The 15273-nt window shown below is 58.1% G+C and carries 14 protein-coding genes; 10 read left to right on the forward strand and 4 right to left on the reverse strand.

Annotated elements, in window-relative coordinates; genetic code table 11:
• Window positions 1-21 precede the first annotated feature (21 nt).
• Window positions 22-1530 carry an aldehyde dehydrogenase gene (adh, locus tag G6N80_RS18380; RefSeq protein ID WP_062554437.1) on the reverse strand — a complete coding sequence of 503 codons (1509 nt, stop codon included), beginning with the start codon at window positions 1528-1530 and terminating at the stop codon, window positions 22-24.
• Window positions 1531-1664: 134 nt separating this feature from the next.
• On the reverse strand, window positions 1665-2618 hold the full coding sequence (locus G6N80_RS18385; RefSeq protein WP_165135902.1) for a GAF domain-containing protein: 954 nt from the start codon (window positions 2616-2618) through the stop codon (window positions 1665-1667).
• A 325-nt stretch (window positions 2619-2943) separates the two neighbouring features.
• Between G6N80_RS18385 and G6N80_RS18390 the strand changes: the two genes are divergently transcribed.
• From G6N80_RS18390 to G6N80_RS18420, 7 genes are all read left to right on the forward strand, one after another.
• The gene (locus G6N80_RS18390) at window positions 2944-4122 is read left to right on the forward strand and encodes an isochorismate synthase (RefSeq protein WP_165135905.1); all 1179 of its coding nucleotides are present in this window, start codon (window positions 2944-2946) and stop codon (window positions 4120-4122) included.
• A complete protein-coding gene (locus tag G6N80_RS18395) occupies window positions 4119-5753 on the forward strand; it encodes a (2,3-dihydroxybenzoyl)adenylate synthase (protein ID WP_165135908.1) in 1635 nt (544 codons plus the stop codon). Before G6N80_RS18390 ends, G6N80_RS18395 begins: the two co-directional genes overlap by 4 nt.
• A gap of 4 nt (window positions 5754-5757) precedes the next feature.
• Window positions 5758-6396 carry an isochorismatase family protein gene (locus tag G6N80_RS18400; RefSeq protein WP_165135910.1) on the forward strand — a complete coding sequence of 213 codons (639 nt, stop codon included), beginning with the start codon at window positions 5758-5760 and terminating at the stop codon, window positions 6394-6396.
• An 11-nt stretch (window positions 6397-6407) separates the two neighbouring features.
• Window positions 6408-6644, forward strand: coding sequence for a phosphopantetheine-binding protein (locus G6N80_RS18405; RefSeq protein ID WP_062554442.1), 237 nt, complete (start codon window positions 6408-6410; stop codon window positions 6642-6644).
• A complete protein-coding gene (locus G6N80_RS18410) occupies window positions 6641-10543 on the forward strand; it encodes an amino acid adenylation domain-containing protein (protein ID WP_246251436.1) in 3903 nt (1300 codons plus the stop codon). Before G6N80_RS18405 ends, G6N80_RS18410 begins: the two co-directional genes overlap by 4 nt.
• Window positions 10543-11319 carry a 2,3-dihydro-2,3-dihydroxybenzoate dehydrogenase gene (locus G6N80_RS18415; protein WP_165135913.1) on the forward strand — a complete coding sequence of 259 codons (777 nt, stop codon included), beginning with the start codon at window positions 10543-10545 and terminating at the stop codon, window positions 11317-11319. Before G6N80_RS18410 ends, G6N80_RS18415 begins: the two co-directional genes overlap by 1 nt.
• A gap of 84 nt (window positions 11320-11403) precedes the next feature.
• Window positions 11404-12810 (forward strand): YncE family protein, encoded by a 1407-nt coding sequence (locus tag G6N80_RS18420; RefSeq protein WP_165135916.1) that lies wholly within the window; start codon window positions 11404-11406, stop codon window positions 12808-12810.
• A 67-nt stretch (window positions 12811-12877) separates the two neighbouring features.
• Here G6N80_RS18420 and G6N80_RS23510 read toward each other — a convergent pair whose 3' ends face one another.
• A complete protein-coding gene (locus tag G6N80_RS23510) occupies window positions 12878-13012 on the reverse strand; it encodes a hypothetical protein (RefSeq protein ID WP_280139178.1) in 135 nt (44 codons plus the stop codon).
• A 33-nt stretch (window positions 13013-13045) separates the two neighbouring features.
• Window positions 13046-13201, reverse strand: a complete 156-nt coding sequence (locus tag G6N80_RS18425) for a hypothetical protein (RefSeq protein WP_244484722.1) — start codon at window positions 13199-13201, stop codon at window positions 13046-13048.
• A 423-nt stretch (window positions 13202-13624) separates the two neighbouring features.
• Between G6N80_RS18425 and coaD the strand changes: the two genes are divergently transcribed.
• Genes coaD through G6N80_RS18440 form a run of 3 tightly spaced genes read left to right on the forward strand, consistent with a single transcriptional unit; the run spans window position 13625 to window position 15260 of the window.
• Window positions 13625-14119: a pantetheine-phosphate adenylyltransferase gene (coaD, locus tag G6N80_RS18430; RefSeq protein ID WP_165135919.1), complete on the forward strand. Its 495-nt coding sequence runs from the start codon at window positions 13625-13627 to the stop codon at window positions 14117-14119.
• A 25-nt stretch (window positions 14120-14144) separates the two neighbouring features.
• Window positions 14145-14711 carry a peptidylprolyl isomerase gene (locus tag G6N80_RS18435; protein ID WP_062554447.1) on the forward strand — a complete coding sequence of 189 codons (567 nt, stop codon included), beginning with the start codon at window positions 14145-14147 and terminating at the stop codon, window positions 14709-14711.
• A 33-nt stretch (window positions 14712-14744) separates the two neighbouring features.
• Window positions 14745-15260, forward strand: coding sequence for a peptidylprolyl isomerase (locus G6N80_RS18440; protein WP_062554448.1), 516 nt, complete (start codon window positions 14745-14747; stop codon window positions 15258-15260).
• The last annotated feature ends 13 nt before the right edge of the window (window positions 15261-15273 follow it).

Here is a 15273-nt window from a genome sequence, read left to right on the forward strand (position 1 = left end):
CGTCCGATAGTTGGGCGACTATCAGAAGAAGCCGAGCGCTTTAGGGCTATAGCTGACCAGCATGTTCTTGGTCTGCTGGTAATGATCCAGCATCATCTTGTGCGTTTCGCGCCCGATGCCGGATTGCTTGTAGCCACCGAATGCCGCGTGGGCCGGATAGGCATGGTAGCAATTGGTCCACACGCGACCCGCCTGGATCTCACGGCCAAAGCGATAGGCGCGGTTGCCGTCACGCGTCCAGACGCCAGCACCCAGACCGTAGAGCGTGTCATTCGCAATCTCCAGGGCTTCCTGATCATTCTTGAACGTGGTGACGGAAACCACGGGGCCAAAGATTTCTTCCTGGAATATTCGCATCTTGTTGTGTCCGCGGAAGATTGTCGGCTGCACGTAATAGCCGTTGGCAAGCTCGCCTCCGAGATTGTTGCGCGCGCCGCCAGTGAGCACTTCGGCACCTTCCTGGCGCCCGATATCAAGATAGGAAAGGATCTTCTCCAACTGTTCACCGGAGGCCTGGGCGCCAATCATGGTTGCCGGATCGAGCGGGTTGCCCTGCTTGATCAGTTCAACCCTCTTGATTGCCCGTTCCATGAAGCGATCATAGATGGATTCATGCACCAGTGCGCGGCTTGGGCAGGTGCAGACTTCGCCTTGGTTGAGCGCGAACATCGCAAAGCCTTCAAGCGCCTTGTCCAGATAATCATCATCCTCTGCCATCACATCTGCGAAGAAGATGTTCGGCGATTTTCCGCCGAGTTCCAGCGTGACCGGAATGAGGTTCTGGCTGGCATACTGCATGATCAGCTTGCCGGTTGTCGTTTCACCCGTGAAGGCGATCTTCGCAATCCGCGGGCTGGTGGCAAGAGGCTTGCCTGCTTCGAGGCCAAAACCATTGACGATGTTGAGGACGCCCGGTGGCAGCAGGTCTCCCACGATTTCCGCCCAGACCAGAATGGAGGCGGGCGTCTGCTCGGCGGGCTTCAGCACCACGCAGTTGCCGGCGGCAAGGGCAGGGGCGAGCTTCCAGGCCGCCATCAGGATCGGAAAGTTCCAGGGTATGATCTGGCCAACCACGCCAAGCGGCTCATGGAAATGGTAAGCGACAGTATCGTGGTCGACCTCGCCGATAGAACCTTCCTGTGCCCGAATGCAGGCCGCAAAATACCGGAAATGATCGATTGCCAGTGGAATATCGGCGGCCATGGTTTCCCGAATGGGCTTGCCGTTGTCCCAGGTCTCCGCCTGCGCCAGCACCTCCAGCTTGTCTTCCATTCGCTGGGCAATTTTCATCAGGATGTTGGAACGTTCCGTCGTAGAGGTGCGGCCCCATTTGTCCTTGGCAGCATGGGCGGCGTCCAGCGCCGCATTGACATCATGCTCATCCGAGCGGGCGATCTCGCACAGCTTGCCGCCGGTGACAGGTGTGATGTTGTCGAAGTAGCGGCCATTGATCGGCTCGCGCCATTCGCCGCCAATGTAGTTGCCGTATTTCAGCTTGAACGGTGACTCGACGATTTTCTGGTGCAGCATGTCATCCTCCCATGGATTGAACTGGTTCCTCCGAACCGGTGAGGAGACTGTGCGCCCGTTGAAGACGCGTTCAAAGATGGGGAGTAAGGTTCCGCAGTGCACACTGTCGCAAGTTTGAGACAGTCGAAGCGTGTTCAGTTGAGGTTGAGCTTCTTCATCTTGCGGTGAAGCGTTGCCCGGCTCATTCCAAGAGAAATCGCCGCCTGGGAAACATTGCCGCTCGCGCGCAAAAGGGCACGCTTGAGGGCTGCACGCTCAGCCTGCTGCAGATCCTCGTTATCTGGACCAGTTCCATCCTGAAGCAGGTCCGCAGCCGGAACTCCGGCGCAAATGCGCTCGTCCGTCAACCTCAGCGCAGCGCGGGCGGATCTCGTCGCGCCCAGCACGAGGTCGTTCCGATCAACGGCAAGGAGCGCGGAATTGGCCCCAGTTTCGGTTGGCACCAATATGAAGCGTGCCCCGGCATAGGCTCTCCGAAAAAGATTGAGTTCAATGCGGATTGCCGAGTCGCGAACCGTCTGCTGAAGGATGTTCAACGTAATGGCGTCCATGTCTTCGCGGCAGGTCGATACATCCAGCGCGCCGCACAAGCGACCGAGATGATCGCGAATGGGCGAGGTGGTGCAACTCAGCGCAATGTTGGAAGACAGAAAGTGCTGGTCACGGATGATCGCAACAGATCGTTCTTCGGCGAGCGCTGTGCCGATACCGTTTGTACCGACACTGGCCTCGGACCAGATCGATCCGGTCCATAACCCGAGTTGATGAAAATCCTTGTCGTCGCCGCGCGTCCCCCGACGCTCCAGCGCTACTCCGTCCTGATCCGTCAGGAGGAGGCAGCAACCGGCCTTGCCGACGGTTTGAAACAGGCGATCGATTTCATCAGTGGAACTTTCGACCAGAGGTGAGGCGCGGTCGCGTGCGCGGCGAAACTCCACCTCTGTAAGCCTGTCGGGAAGCCTTGCCTGTTCCGGTGCCAGCTTGTGCATTGTCATGCAGCGGCGCCAGGAGGCAACAACCGTTGACCCCGCAGCAGTCGACTGCGCGGATGCATAGACCTGATCAGCGTGTGCAACAGTATGCCGCATCTGCTCCTCCAATCAAATGCACGCCTAATGTGCGCGTCTTTTCATCTCAACGCAATTCCCTTTGACAATCGTCAGCCTCTGATTGTCAAACAGCGCTGTCGCCGCCGTACTCTGACTAACTCTATGAAAAGACGTGCAGTTTCAAACTGTTCTAAAGTGGATAGTTTTTAACTGGTTTTCATCGGATTAAAGTTGACAATCCTAGTCACGTTAGTAGTTATCGCCCGACTTCGTTTCGGCATTTCCCTCGGCCAAGCCTGCTAACGCCCGCCGCTTCGGGTTCTGATGTCAGTTGCGCTTTGATCAAACAGCTAAGGAGTTCGCGATGACAGATTTGGTTTCGCCCCTTGCGGCACCTGGATTCCAGAATGCTCATACGTTTCTGCTCTCGGCACCGGAACACGAACTGGAAGCGCATGGCGTGATCCGAACTCTGCCCCGTGGAGCAGCCGATAGCCTGAGCGATCGGGTTTCAGAATTCTTCCAGACTGCGTCAGATGGACCTGCTCTTCTTGTCGGTGCTGTGCCGTTTGCTTCCAGCGACGAGGACTACCTGTTCCAGCCCGCTCGCATTGGTCGCCTGCTGGGTGCAAAGTCCGGTGGTGATGCCGCATCCGGCTCCGGGCGCTGGATGCTACGTGCGTGCCCTTCCGCCGCAGACTATGCCGAAAGCGTAGCAAGATGCGTTGCTGCGCTCACGGATCCCGCGGCTGCAACGCAGGTAACAAAAGCTGTCCTTTCCAGAAGCCTTGAACTGCAGTCGGATTCTGCAATCCCGGTTGGACAGGTCATCAACCGGCTAAGACGCGATTCCTCTGTGACCGTGTTCAGGACGCCGCTTCCCGCCAAAGCTGCGACTGCTCTTGTCGGAGCGACTCCGGAACTGCTTCTCTCGAAGAAGGCTGAACTGGCAGTCTCCTATCCGCTCGCCGGATCCGCGCGGCGTTCGAGCGACCCTTCGGCAGACCGTCAGGCGGCCCGTGATCTTCTGGCGTCCGAAAAGGACCAGCGAGAGCATCGCATCACGCGGGAAATGATTTTCGATACGCTTGGTCCTTATTCGATAGAGATCACAGCGCCAGAGGGCACGACCATCCGCTCTACGGCCACCATGCATCATCTCGGAACCCGGATCGTCGCGAGATTGAAGGACCGCGCTACGCCGGTTGCGGATCTGCTTTCGCTGCTCCATCCCACACCCGCCGTTTGCGGATTGCCGAGGCGGGAAGCGGCAGATCTGATCTCCCGACTGGAAGGATATGACCGCGGCTTCTATGCCGGTGCCGTCGGCTGGATCGACGATCAGCAGGATGGCGAATGGTACGTCTCCATCCGGTGTGCAGAAATTTCAGAGCGTCGTGCACGTTTCTTTGCTGGCGCGGGCATTGTACCGGGGTCTGATCCCGTCAAGGAAACCGAAGAAACTTCCGCCAAGTTCACAGCCATGCTGACTGCGTTCGGCATCGATGAGCAGGGGCGACCCTTGCAGGAGTTTGCTGCATGATTCCGCTTGAGGCAAATTTCCCGACAGACTTCGCTGCACGCTATCGGGAACAAGGTTATTGGCGAGGTGAAACCTTTCCGGCATTGCTGCGTGAACGCGCCGAGCGATTTGGTTCGCGCACGGCAGTGGTCGGAGGGGACCAGCGCTGGACCTATGCCGATCTTCTGGAGAAGGCCGAAGTCGCCGCGTGCGGATTTCTGAAGCTGGGTCTGCAGCCAGGTGACCGCGTCGTCGTGCAATTGCCGAATATACCGGAGTTCTTCTCGGTCGTTTTTGGTCTCTTCATCGCACGTCTGGTACCGGTCTACGCGCTGCCCGCGCACCGCCAAACTGAGATTCTGCATTTCCTTCAGAAATCAGAAGCTGCGGCCTATGTGACAGCTGCCAGCCATGACGGTTTCGATTACCGAGATGTTGCGCGGTCGATCAAGCTTGAGCGACCTGAACTGGAGTGCGTGATCATCGTTGGGGAAGCGCAGGAGTTCATCTCCTTTGGCTCCTTCGAGCGCGACCAGCACATCGCGTTTGAGCCGGCCGACCCTTCCTCTGTCGCCTTCCTGCAGATCTCCGGCGGCAGCACAGGATTGTCGAAGCTCATTCCGCGTACTCATGATGATTACATTTACTCCTTCCGGGCGAGTGCTGAGATCTGCCAGCTGACGGAAGAGAGCGTGTATCTCGTCGCTTTGCCAGCGGCTCATAACTTTCCAATGAGTTCGCCAGGCTATCTCGGGGTGTTCTACGCGGGCGGCACCGTCGTGCTTGCGCCATCGCCCAGCCCTGAGACGGTGTTCCCCTTGGTCGAGCGGGAAAAGGTCACCATCACCGGGCTTGTTCCGCCGCTCGCACTTCTGTGGCTGCAGGCGGCACCTTCATCGAAGCATGATCTTTCCAGCTTGCAGGTGCTGCAGGTCGGTGGTGCGAAGTTCATGCCGGAATCAGCGAAGCGCGTGCGTCCAACGCTCGGCTGCACGCTCCAGCAGGTGTTCGGTATGGCGGAAGGGCTGGTGAACTATACCCGTCTGGATGATCCCGAAGACATCATCGTGGAAACCCAAGGGCGTCCCATCTCTCCGGATGACGAGATCCTGATCGTCGACGATCAGGGCAATCCCGTCGCGGAAGGCGAAGCGGGGAACCTGCTGACTCGCGGCCCCTATACGATCCGCAATTACCATAACGATCCGGGTGCGAATTCCCGTTCCTTCACACAAGACGGGTTCTACAAGACCGGCGATATCGTGAAGCGCACGCCGGAGGGCTATCTGGTGGTGCAGGGTCGCGCCACCGATCACATCAACCGGGCAGGCGAGAAGATTTCCGCAGACGAGGTGGAAGACCACCTGCTGGCGCATCCGAATGTTTTTGACGCAGCGGTCGTTTCCATACCGGATCCGTTCCTTGGCGAGCGCATCTGCGCTTTCGTTATTCCACAGGGCGAAAAGCCGAAGGGTCCAGCGCTGAAAGCCTTCATGCGCAGTCGCAAGGTCGCGGATTTCAAGGTTCCGGATCAGATCGTTTTTGTCGACGCCTTCGAACTGACGGCAGTCGGCAAGGTCAGCCGCAAGGAATTGCGGGCCCGCTTGAGAGCCCAGTTTCTTGGCGATGAAGAATTGAAAGCAGGACAATAGACTGATGGCTTTGCCGAAGATTGCACCCTATGCGCTGCCCACAGCGCAGGAATTGCCGACACCGAAAGGTCCATGGCAGCTGGAGCCGAAGAGGGCGGCTCTGCTGATCCATGACATGCAGAACTATTTCGTAAACGCCTTTACGCCGGACGCATCGCCCATAACACCTGCGACAGCACATATTTCACAACTGGCAAAGGCCTGCCGCGCGATCGGTATTCCGGTTTTCTACACTGCGCAGAATGGCAATCAGGATCGCCGTGATCGCGGTTTGCAGGCAGATCTCTGGGGGCCGGGCATGACTTCTGCACCGGAGCATCAATCGATTGTACCGGAGCTGCAGCCGGAAGCATCAGACTTCGTTCTGGTCAAGCATCGCTACAGTGCTTTCCAGCGTTCGAACCTCGAGACCATGATGCGGGCGAGGGGTCGCGACCAGCTGATCGTGACCGGCATTTACGCCCATATCGGCTGCATGATGACAGCCGCCGAAGCCTTCCAGCGCGACATCGAAGCCTTTTTCATCGCCGATGCCCTCGCAGATTTTTCACGCGATCAGCATGACCTCGCAATCAATTGGGTTGCGGGACGCTGCGGCATTCCGCTGACCACGCAGCAGGCTCTCGCCCGACTTGGAGCGTGAAGGAGAACGCGATGACCATCACTCTCGAAAAGATGCGCGCCGATGTGGCAGCGATCATTCACGAAGATCCCTCCGAGATCGGCTTTGACGACAACCTCATGGATCTTGGTCTTGATTCGATGCGGCTAATGAACCTCATCCTCACCTGGCAGGAAGCGGGCGTGGACCTGGATTTCGGCGAATTTGCCGAGGAGTTCACGTTGAACGGCTGGTGGCGGGCAATCGAGGCGAAGCGGGCAAACGCATGAGCAGCCTTTCGGCCAAGCCTATCGGATCTGCCATGCCATCCGGCGAGCACTTGTTGACGGAAGCGCAGGCGGGCTTGTGGTATGTTCAGCAGATCGACCCTTCAAATCCGATCCTCAACGCCAGCCAATATGTCGAATTAGCGGGTGAGCTCGACATCGACCTTTTCCGCCGCGCTTTCGCGCAGATGGTCGAGGAGGCCGATTGCCTTTCGCTGACATTCCACAGTGGTGCTTTCGGCCCATCGCAACGTCTTGACGCGATCACACGTCCTTCCCTCGAGATCGTAGATCTTCGTTCGGAGGCGGACCCGGCCTCTGCGGCGCTTGCGCTCATGCAGGCGGATACCGCAAGGCCGGTCAATCTTGGCCAAGGCCCTGTTGCTCGATTCACCCTCTTCAGGCTGAGCGAAGACAGACATTACTGGTACGAACGGATTCACCATCTGGCGATCGATGGATACGGGATCGTTCTCGTGACCAACCGTGTTGGCGAAATCTACTCAGGCCTGAAGTCAGGTACCGGAAGGGGCACACCGTTTGCGCCTTTCGCCCAGGCAATGGACGATGGAGCCGTTTATCTCTCTGACGACAGGCGGCGGCGTGATGCCGAGTTCTGGCGACATGAACTGGCAAACCTGCCCGAAGTGGTGAGCCTGGCAGGTGGCCGCGCCGTAAGCGAACATTCGTTCCGGCGGGAGACCCGGTTTCTATCCAAAGACCTCTTCGGCGTACTCGTAGCGCGAGCGGAGCATGCAAAGGTCACTTGGCCGGATCTTCTAACGGCGCTGGTTGCATCCTATTGCCGTCGTTTTGCGTCGGCTGCCGAGATCGTTGCGGGCGTGCCGCATATGGGTCGGCTCGGAAGCAAGGCGGCGCGCGTTCCCTGTACCTTGATGAATGTTCTGCCGGTAAGGTTCGAAAACACCGATCATCTGCCGCTTGATGAGGCAGCTGTCATTCACACGAAACGCCTCATGGCCTGCCGTCGCCACGGCCGTTATCGCAGCGAACAATTGCGCCGCGATCTGGGCTTGATCGGTGGGCAGCGTCGGCTGTTCGGTCCATTGATCAACGTACAGCCATTCGACATGCCGCCGAAGTTCGATGGTCTTGATGTCAGTCTTCACATCCTGGGCGCCGGGGCAGTGGATGATATCACCTTCACGTTCCGGGGTGATGCCAAAACCAGCCTGATGATGGAAGTGGATAGCAATCCGGCCCTCTATAGCGAAGAGGACACCAAAGCGCATTCGGCAAGGCTGATTGCTTATCTTGAAGACGCTCTGAAGGCGGAGCGTCTGGCCGATGTTGCGCTGGCCAGTCCGTATGAACGCCAACGATATCTGTTCGATGCGAACGCCACCTCGCATTCGGTTGAAGATGTCACGCTGGTCGAGTTGATCGAAAGGACGATGAACACGCATCCCAATGCGCCTGCCGTTATCTTCGAAGGCCAGACGCTGACCTATGCGGAACTGGATCGCCGTAGCCTCGCGCTCGCATCGCAACTTGTCGAGAAAGGGGCCGGACCGGACCGCCTCGTTGCCGTGGCGCTTCCGCGCTCCCTTGAGCTGATCGTCGCCCTGTTTGCGATCCTCCGGTCCGGCGCAGCTTATCTGCCGCTGGATGTGAGCCATCCCAAGGACCGCCTGTCGCGCATCCTTTCGTCGGCGCAGCCGGTGGTCATTCTTGGGGTAGAGAATGCTGCGGATCTATTTGACTATGCGCTTCTGCCGCCAAGTCGCTGGCGATCAGATGCGCAGCATACGGAATGGCCGGTCGCTACTACCGACAATCTCGCCTACGTGATCTACACGTCCGGCTCCACGGGCGAGCCAAAGGGCGTGATGATCGAACACCGAGCTATCGTCAATCGGCTCGTGTGGATGCGTCAGCATTATCGTTTCGGCCCAGCAGATCGCATCCTGCAGAAGACGCCCGCGACATTCGATGTTTCGGTCTGGGAGTTCTTTTTGCCCGCGCTGTGCGGCGCGACATTGGTGGTAGCACCGCCGGAAGCGCATCGTGATCCGCTGTCTATCGCGCGCATCATCCGCGACGAAAACATCACGACGCTGCATTTCGTGCCGTCCATGCTGTCCGCTTTCATGGCGGAGCCCTCAGTGGAAGGCTTGGAGGTCGCACGCGTCTTTTGTAGCGGCGAAGAGCTCACCGCCGAGCAGCGCGACCGCTTCCACCGGCTGATCAAGGGCGAACTGCATAATCTTTACGGACCGACGGAAGCGGCTGTCGATGTCAGCTATTGGGAGGCATCGGCGTCCGATACCTCTTCGCCACTGCCTATCGGCTGGCCGGTCTGGAATACCAGACTCTACGTCCTGGATGATCATCTTCAGCCATTGCCGCCCGGTGTGGCAGGTCATCTTTACCTCGGTGGCGTTCAATTGGCGCGAGGCTATCTCGGGCGAGACGATCTGACGTCAGACCGTTTTCTACCGGACCCCTTCATAGAAGGTCAGCGCATCTACAAAACCGGTGACATGGCAAAGCTTCGTGCCGATGGCGCCGTAGTCTATCTCGGTCGGTCTGATCATCAGGTCAAAATCCGCGGCCTGCGGATCGAGCTTGGAGAGATCGAGGCGGCTATCATGACCTCTGGTCTGGTGCGCGAGGCCGTCGTGATCGCGCGGGAGGATCGACCGGGTGACAAGCGCATCGTAGCCTATGTCGTTGCAGATCCATCGCTTGCCATCGAGGCCCTGCGCGAGAGCCTTTCTGCGAAGTTACCGGATTACATGATCCCGGCCGCATTCGTCAGGCTGGATGCTCTCCCCGTCACATCGAACGGAAAGCTTGACCGCCGCGCTTTGCCAGCGCCGGTTATCGATATTTCGGCCGGCCGGCGTGCTTCGTCACCGCTGGAACAGCTTCTGGCCATCCTGTTCAAGGAGATCCTTGAATTGGATGGCGATCCGACCGCGGAGAGCGACTTCTTTTCGCTGGGTGGCGATAGTTTGTCAGCGGTTCAGCTATGCCTGCGCATTCGCACCGAAACGGGTACTGATCCGGGCCTTGGTGCAATCTTCGAGCATCCGGCCATTTGCGATCTCGCAAAGGTGCTGGAGAAAGCAGGAAGCGACGAGGGGCTCGGTCCGATCATCCGTCTTGTGCGGGGCGACGAGACACTGGCACCCGTCTTTCTCATTCATCCGGCAGGTGGCATTGCCTGGGGTTACCGTCATCTGGCCCAGCAACTCGGTCGCCGACCTGTCTACGGCATCCAGTCTCCGAGGCTTTCGAAAGAGGCGGCTTCGCCGGAAAGCCTGGCATCGCTTGCCGCATCCTATGCGGAGCTGATCCGGCAGAACCACACAGGCATCTATCACCTTGCAGGCTGGTCGGTTGGCGGCATTCTTGCGCAAGCGGTTGCCGTAGAGCTTCAGCAGCAAGGTTTCGATGTTGGCCTCGTTGCGCTTCTCGACAGCTATCCTTGTGATTGCTGGCGCGCGGAGCCGGAGCCTGATGAAACGGCAGCGCTGCGGGCGCTGCTGGCCATTGCCGGTCATGATCCGCTTGAACACCCGGAACTCATCACGAAGGACGCGATCATCGCATTCTTGAAACAGGACGGCAGCTCGCTGGGCGGACTGCCGGACGCTGCCCTGGACGGAGTTATCCGGTCGGTCCTCGATACGAATCGGCTGGTCCGGGGACACTACCACAAACGTTTCGATGGCACGCTCACGCATTTCCGCGCAGCGCTGGATCACAAGGACAAGAACCTGACTCCGGCGCTCTGGGCTGCCTATTGCGCGGAAGTCGAGACAGTCGATGTCGCATGCCTTCATCCGCAGATGACCTCGGCCGGCGCTGTTCAGACGATCGCGCCTGAAATCCTGTCCAGCCTCACATTGCTTGAAAAGAAAGGAACCGCCTGATGCAGTTGACAGGCATTCAGGGAAAACGCGCTCTTGTCACGGGCGCAGCTGGCGGCATCGGAGCTGCAGTCGTGAAACTGCTCGTACAAGCGGGCGCTCATGTCGTCGCCACCGATCACAATGCCAATCATCCGCTTGAAATCGGACCAGAACATACGAGCGACGTCACGCTGCTTGAACTCGATGTTCGAGACAGTGCGGCCGTCGATGTGCTGGTCAATGAAATAGAGGATCAGCTTGGACCCATCGATCTCGGGATCAACGTCGCCGGAATACTGTCCACGACCAAGGTGGTAGACACGGATGATGCATCCTGGCGGAACATTTTTGCGGTCAATACGGATGGCGTTTTTCATGTCTCGCGCGCTCTTGCGCGTGTCATGCTGCCTCGCAAACGCGGAGCAATGGTCACAGTCAGCTCCAATGCCGCCGGAATTCCAAGGCAGGCAATGGCGGCCTATGCAGCCTCGAAGGCGGCGGCCACAATGTTTACCCGATGCCTTGGCCTCGAGCTCGCTCCGCACGGCATCCGCTGCAACATCGTCGCGCCCGGTTCCACCCTCACGCCGATGCAGACGGGCATGTGGGCAGACGAGCGTGGCGCAGAGCGCGTGATTGCGGGACTGCCGGAGCAGTTCAAGACTGGCATTCCACTTCAAAAACTCGCGACACCCGAAGATGTCGCGCATTCGGTCCTCTTTCTTCTGTCCGATCAGGCCAGCCACATCACCATGACGGATCTTTATGTCGATGGTGGCGCGACTATGCGGGCCTGATCGCAGGCATCTCAAGCTGTCGGGCAGGGTTCAACCCATGCCGTATTTCCTTCGATCCATCACAGTCATCACAGGATAAAACCAATGACGAAACTTTCGAGATCAAGCCAAATCACCCTGCGCACCGGAGTGGCACGGGTGGCAATCCTCACGAGTGCCATGTTGTTCGGCATGACCAGCGCCTTTGCGCAGGTCGCCTTTGAGCAGCCGGAGAAAGACTACAAGGGTCAGGTCCGGCTTGGTTCCGCAACGCGAGGCCAGCCATTGTTCTCGGGCGGGGAAGTGTCTGTGCAGGGGCAGAACTTCAAACCGGGGCAAAAGGTACAGTTGCTGAAAGGTGCGGTTGCGCTGAGCGAAAACGGTTTCACTGCCGACCAGGAAGGCAAGTTCGAAGGCAAATTCAAACTACCGGAAAATGCAGTCGTTGGAACTTATCCGCTGATCGTGACGACCGATTCGCCTTATTACGCAGACATTACCAAGCTGAAGATCTCGCCGAAGGTCTCGCTGTCCGGTGAGGACAAGTTCACGCTTTCGTCCGAGAAGCTTTCGCCGGGTCTCTACCAGATCGGCATCAGTGAAAAGAGCAATGCGGTCTTTGTTACGTCCGCGGTCGGTCGCCCACCCGTCAAAACATCTGAGATCCTCAAACTGGATCCTGAGACGCTGAAAGTCGTTGCGCGGGGAAAGCCTGCTGACGCAAAAGACGGCGGTGTACACGCAGTTTACGGTCTGGGTGTGGACGATGCAAAGGGGACGGTCTGGGTGACCAATACCCGCCAGAACACAGTTGCCGTCTACAAGCAGTCAGACCTTTCGCTGGTCAAGCAGTTCGAGCCGGGGCTTGCCCAGCATGCGCGTGACGTGAAAATCGATGAGAAGAATGGCAAGGCCTATGTCAGCCAAGTCGGAGAGCCGGAAGTTGCTGTCTTCGATACCAACACGCTTGAAAAACTACCTTCGGTGAAGATCGAGTCCAAGGTTCGCGGCGAGAAGTTCTCCCCCGCGAGCATCGATTTCGATCCGGCCAGCGGCAAGGTGTTCGTCATCAGCCTCTCGACCAATGAGGTGGCAATCATCGATTCGGTCGCTGGCAAGGTGGACAAGGTTCTGCCGGTGAAGGGTGGTCTTTCTACCATCGGCATCGCGTATGATGCAGCCGACGACCGCATTTTCGTGGCCGGGCAAGGCAGCGATAATCTGCTGATTCTCGATGGGAAGACGGGCGAGACGCTGCACAATGTTGCAGTGGGCGCTGGTTCGCTCAACGTCACTTTCGAACCGGTCAAGAAGCATGCTTATGTCAGCAGCCGCGATGCGGGAACGGTGACTGTCGTTGATGCAAACGGCAAGATCGTCGCCAACCTTCCGGTCGCACCCTTCGCAAACCACGTGGTGGCAGACGGTAAGGGCGGCGTTTACGCGGTCAACAAGTCCATGAACCCGGACGATCCAAACGGCGACCGCGTCACACTCATCACCGCGAAGTAAGATACGGAAAAGGCTCCGGCGCTCATCGTGCCGGAGCCTCTAAATAAGACTCAACATCATTGTTTGCTCAGAAGGCGCTATGGCGCTTTGCGAAGGCTCGGAGATTGGCTTGCTCTCGGCGCAACTCGCTGATGGTGGATGCCACTGTCGCTACAAACATGGTGCTGATCAATCCAGCAAGTGCAATCATCGTAACGTACATAGGCATCTCCCTTCTGATCAAGGAGCCCTATTCTCAGTAATAGGGCTGTCCGTAGTGTTGACTGGTCAGCTGCGTGTACTTCACAGCCTGAGTTTCATTTCTGTCCTGGTAGAGTGTCACAGTAGCGGTCATCATGACTGCGATAACGGCGGTCCATACGAGGTTGATCATCGTAATGGTGTCCGGCATTGCCGTTTTCTTCTTGGCGAACATCTCCGAATTCCTTTTTCATGACCAGAACGCGTTAAACGCGAACCGGTTCCGCACCAGTATGAAAGAATGGTTAAACGACGGGCTCTGAAGCGACCCTGAAAGCGCCGTTCATCTGGCGTTCAGGATTCAACCTCGTTCCAGTTCTCACGGATCGCCTCGATTGCGAGTTCCACAGCAAATGAAACAAGAACTGCGACAGCCATCAGCAAGATCAACATCGTTTTCCCCATCTCCAGTCAGGGCGTCCTTGCCTCTGCCTTGGATGATCCCACTTAACCAGAGGGCGTCTGAAACGGCCTTGAACGCTGCATTCATCTGGCGTTCAACCGCTGCGGGGTGCGCTGTCTTGCGATTTGCGGCAGTCCATGACACAAGGCGAACGCGACGCTGGAGGTATGCTTGACGAGCGCTTTCTATCCCGGATCCTTCGATCCCATGACAAACGGCCATCTGGATGTGCTTGTTCAGGCGCTGAATGTTGCCGAGCGCGTCATTGTCGGCATCGGCGTCCATCCCGGCAAGGTGCCTTTGTTCAGCTTCGAAGAGCGTGCCGCCATGATCCGCAGCTCGCTGACGGAGGCTCTGCCGGACCGTGCGGCTTCGCTGGAGGTGGTTTCCTTCGATGGTCTCGTGATCCATGCAGCGAGAGCGCACAATGCGCGCCTGCTGATCCGGGGGCTGCGCGATGGGACAGATTTCGACTACGAAATGCAGATGGCCGGCATGAATGCGCAGATGGCGCCGGACATCCAGACCGTGTTTCTGCCAGCGAGTGTTTCGTCCAGACCCATAACGGCCACATTGGTTCGCCAGATCGCGAAAATGGGCGGCGATGTAGGCTCGTTCGTACCAGCTTGCGTCGCAGGTGCCTTGGCATCCCGGTTCGCAAGCTGACGATCTTTTTCAAACGGAGTTCACCATGAAGCTTCTTTCTCTCGCATTTGCTGGCGCACTGGCCGCAGCCTCGCTCGCTTCACAAGCCTTTGCGGCTGCCGACGATTTCCTGACAATCCAGCTGAAGAATGGTCCGGTGGTCGTTCAGTTGATGCCGGAAATCGCACCGAAGCATGTGGCGCAGGTCAAGAAGCTGGCCGCAGAAGGCAAATATAACGATGTTGCCTTTCACCGCGTGATCGACGGTTTCATGGCGCAGACCGGCGACGTGAAGTTCGGCAACCTGACGAAGGGTTTTGACGCCCGCCGCGCCGGCATGGGCGGTTCCGATCTGCCGAATATTCCTGCCGAATTTTCCAAGGTTCCATTCGAGCGCGGCACGGTTGGCATGGCGCGTTCGCAGGATCCGAATTCCGCAAACTCGCAGTTCTTCATCATGTTCGCACCGGGCTCGTTCCTCAACGGTCAGTACACCGTGATCGGCAAGGTCGTTTCCGGCATGGAAAATGTCGACAAGATCAAGCGCGGCGCAGGCGGCAATGGCGAAGTTTCAGATCCCGACCGGATGATCAAGGTCACCGTCGGCAAGTAAAGGGCGGACATTCCGCATAGAAGGAGAGTGACTATGGCCGAGATCAAGGATCCGGAAAACACCATCATCATGGAAACGACAAAGGGCAAGGTTGTCATTGCTCTGATGCCGGATCTCGCACCGGGCCACGTTGCCCGCATCAAGGAACTGGCACGTGAAGGCGCCTATGACGGCGTTGTCTTCCACCGCGTAATCGCAGACTTCATGGCCCAGACCGGCGACGTGAAGTTCGGCAAGAAGGGCGGCGAGAGCTTCAACCCGGCTCGTGCCGGTATGGGCGGCTCCGACAAGCCGGACCTGAAGGCCGAATTCTCGGCTGTTCCGCATGTTCGCGGCACCTGCTCCATGGCGCGTTCGCAGAGCCCGAACTCCGCCAACTCGCAGTTCTTCATCTGCTTTACCGATGCTCCGTGGCTCAACAAGCAGTACTCTGTCTGGGGTCAGGTCATTGAAGGCATGGACTTCATCGACCAGATCAAGAAGGGCGAGCCGGTTTCCGATCCGGACTCCATCGTTTCGATGAAGGTTGCTGCCGATATCGCGGCCTGATCTCCCCATCGTG

The sequence above is a fragment of the Rhizobium rhizoryzae genome, assembly GCF_011046895.1.
Lineage (GTDB): Bacteria > Pseudomonadota > Alphaproteobacteria > Rhizobiales > Rhizobiaceae > Neorhizobium > Neorhizobium rhizoryzae.

What these genes read in the sequence shown, in the direction of transcription:
- adh (WP_062554437.1), bottom strand. Translation starts at nt 1,530, where the DNA reads ATGCTGCACCAGAAAATCGTCGAGTCACCGTTCAAGCTGAAATACGGC.
- G6N80_RS18385 (WP_165135902.1), bottom strand. Translation starts at nt 2,618, where the DNA reads ATGCGGCATACTGTTGCACACGCTGATCAGGTCTATGCATCCGCGCAG.
- G6N80_RS18390 (WP_165135905.1), top strand. Translation starts at nt 2,944, where the DNA reads ATGACAGATTTGGTTTCGCCCCTTGCGGCACCTGGATTCCAGAATGCT.
- G6N80_RS18395 (WP_165135908.1), top strand. Translation starts at nt 4,119, where the DNA reads ATGATTCCGCTTGAGGCAAATTTCCCGACAGACTTCGCTGCACGCTAT.
- G6N80_RS18400 (WP_165135910.1), top strand. Translation starts at nt 5,758, where the DNA reads ATGGCTTTGCCGAAGATTGCACCCTATGCGCTGCCCACAGCGCAGGAA.
- G6N80_RS18405 (WP_062554442.1), top strand. Translation starts at nt 6,408, where the DNA reads ATGACCATCACTCTCGAAAAGATGCGCGCCGATGTGGCAGCGATCATT.
- G6N80_RS18410 (WP_246251436.1), top strand. Translation starts at nt 6,641, where the DNA reads ATGAGCAGCCTTTCGGCCAAGCCTATCGGATCTGCCATGCCATCCGGC.
- G6N80_RS18415 (WP_165135913.1), top strand. Translation starts at nt 10,543, where the DNA reads ATGCAGTTGACAGGCATTCAGGGAAAACGCGCTCTTGTCACGGGCGCA.
- G6N80_RS18420 (WP_165135916.1), top strand. Translation starts at nt 11,404, where the DNA reads ATGACGAAACTTTCGAGATCAAGCCAAATCACCCTGCGCACCGGAGTG.
- G6N80_RS23510 (WP_280139178.1), bottom strand. Translation starts at nt 13,012, where the DNA reads ATGTACGTTACGATGATTGCACTTGCTGGATTGATCAGCACCATGTTT.
- G6N80_RS18425 (WP_244484722.1), bottom strand. Translation starts at nt 13,201, where the DNA reads ATGCCGGACACCATTACGATGATCAACCTCGTATGGACCGCCGTTATC.
- G6N80_RS18435 (WP_062554447.1), top strand. Translation starts at nt 14,145, where the DNA reads ATGAAGCTTCTTTCTCTCGCATTTGCTGGCGCACTGGCCGCAGCCTCG.
- G6N80_RS18440 (WP_062554448.1), top strand. Translation starts at nt 14,745, where the DNA reads ATGGCCGAGATCAAGGATCCGGAAAACACCATCATCATGGAAACGACA.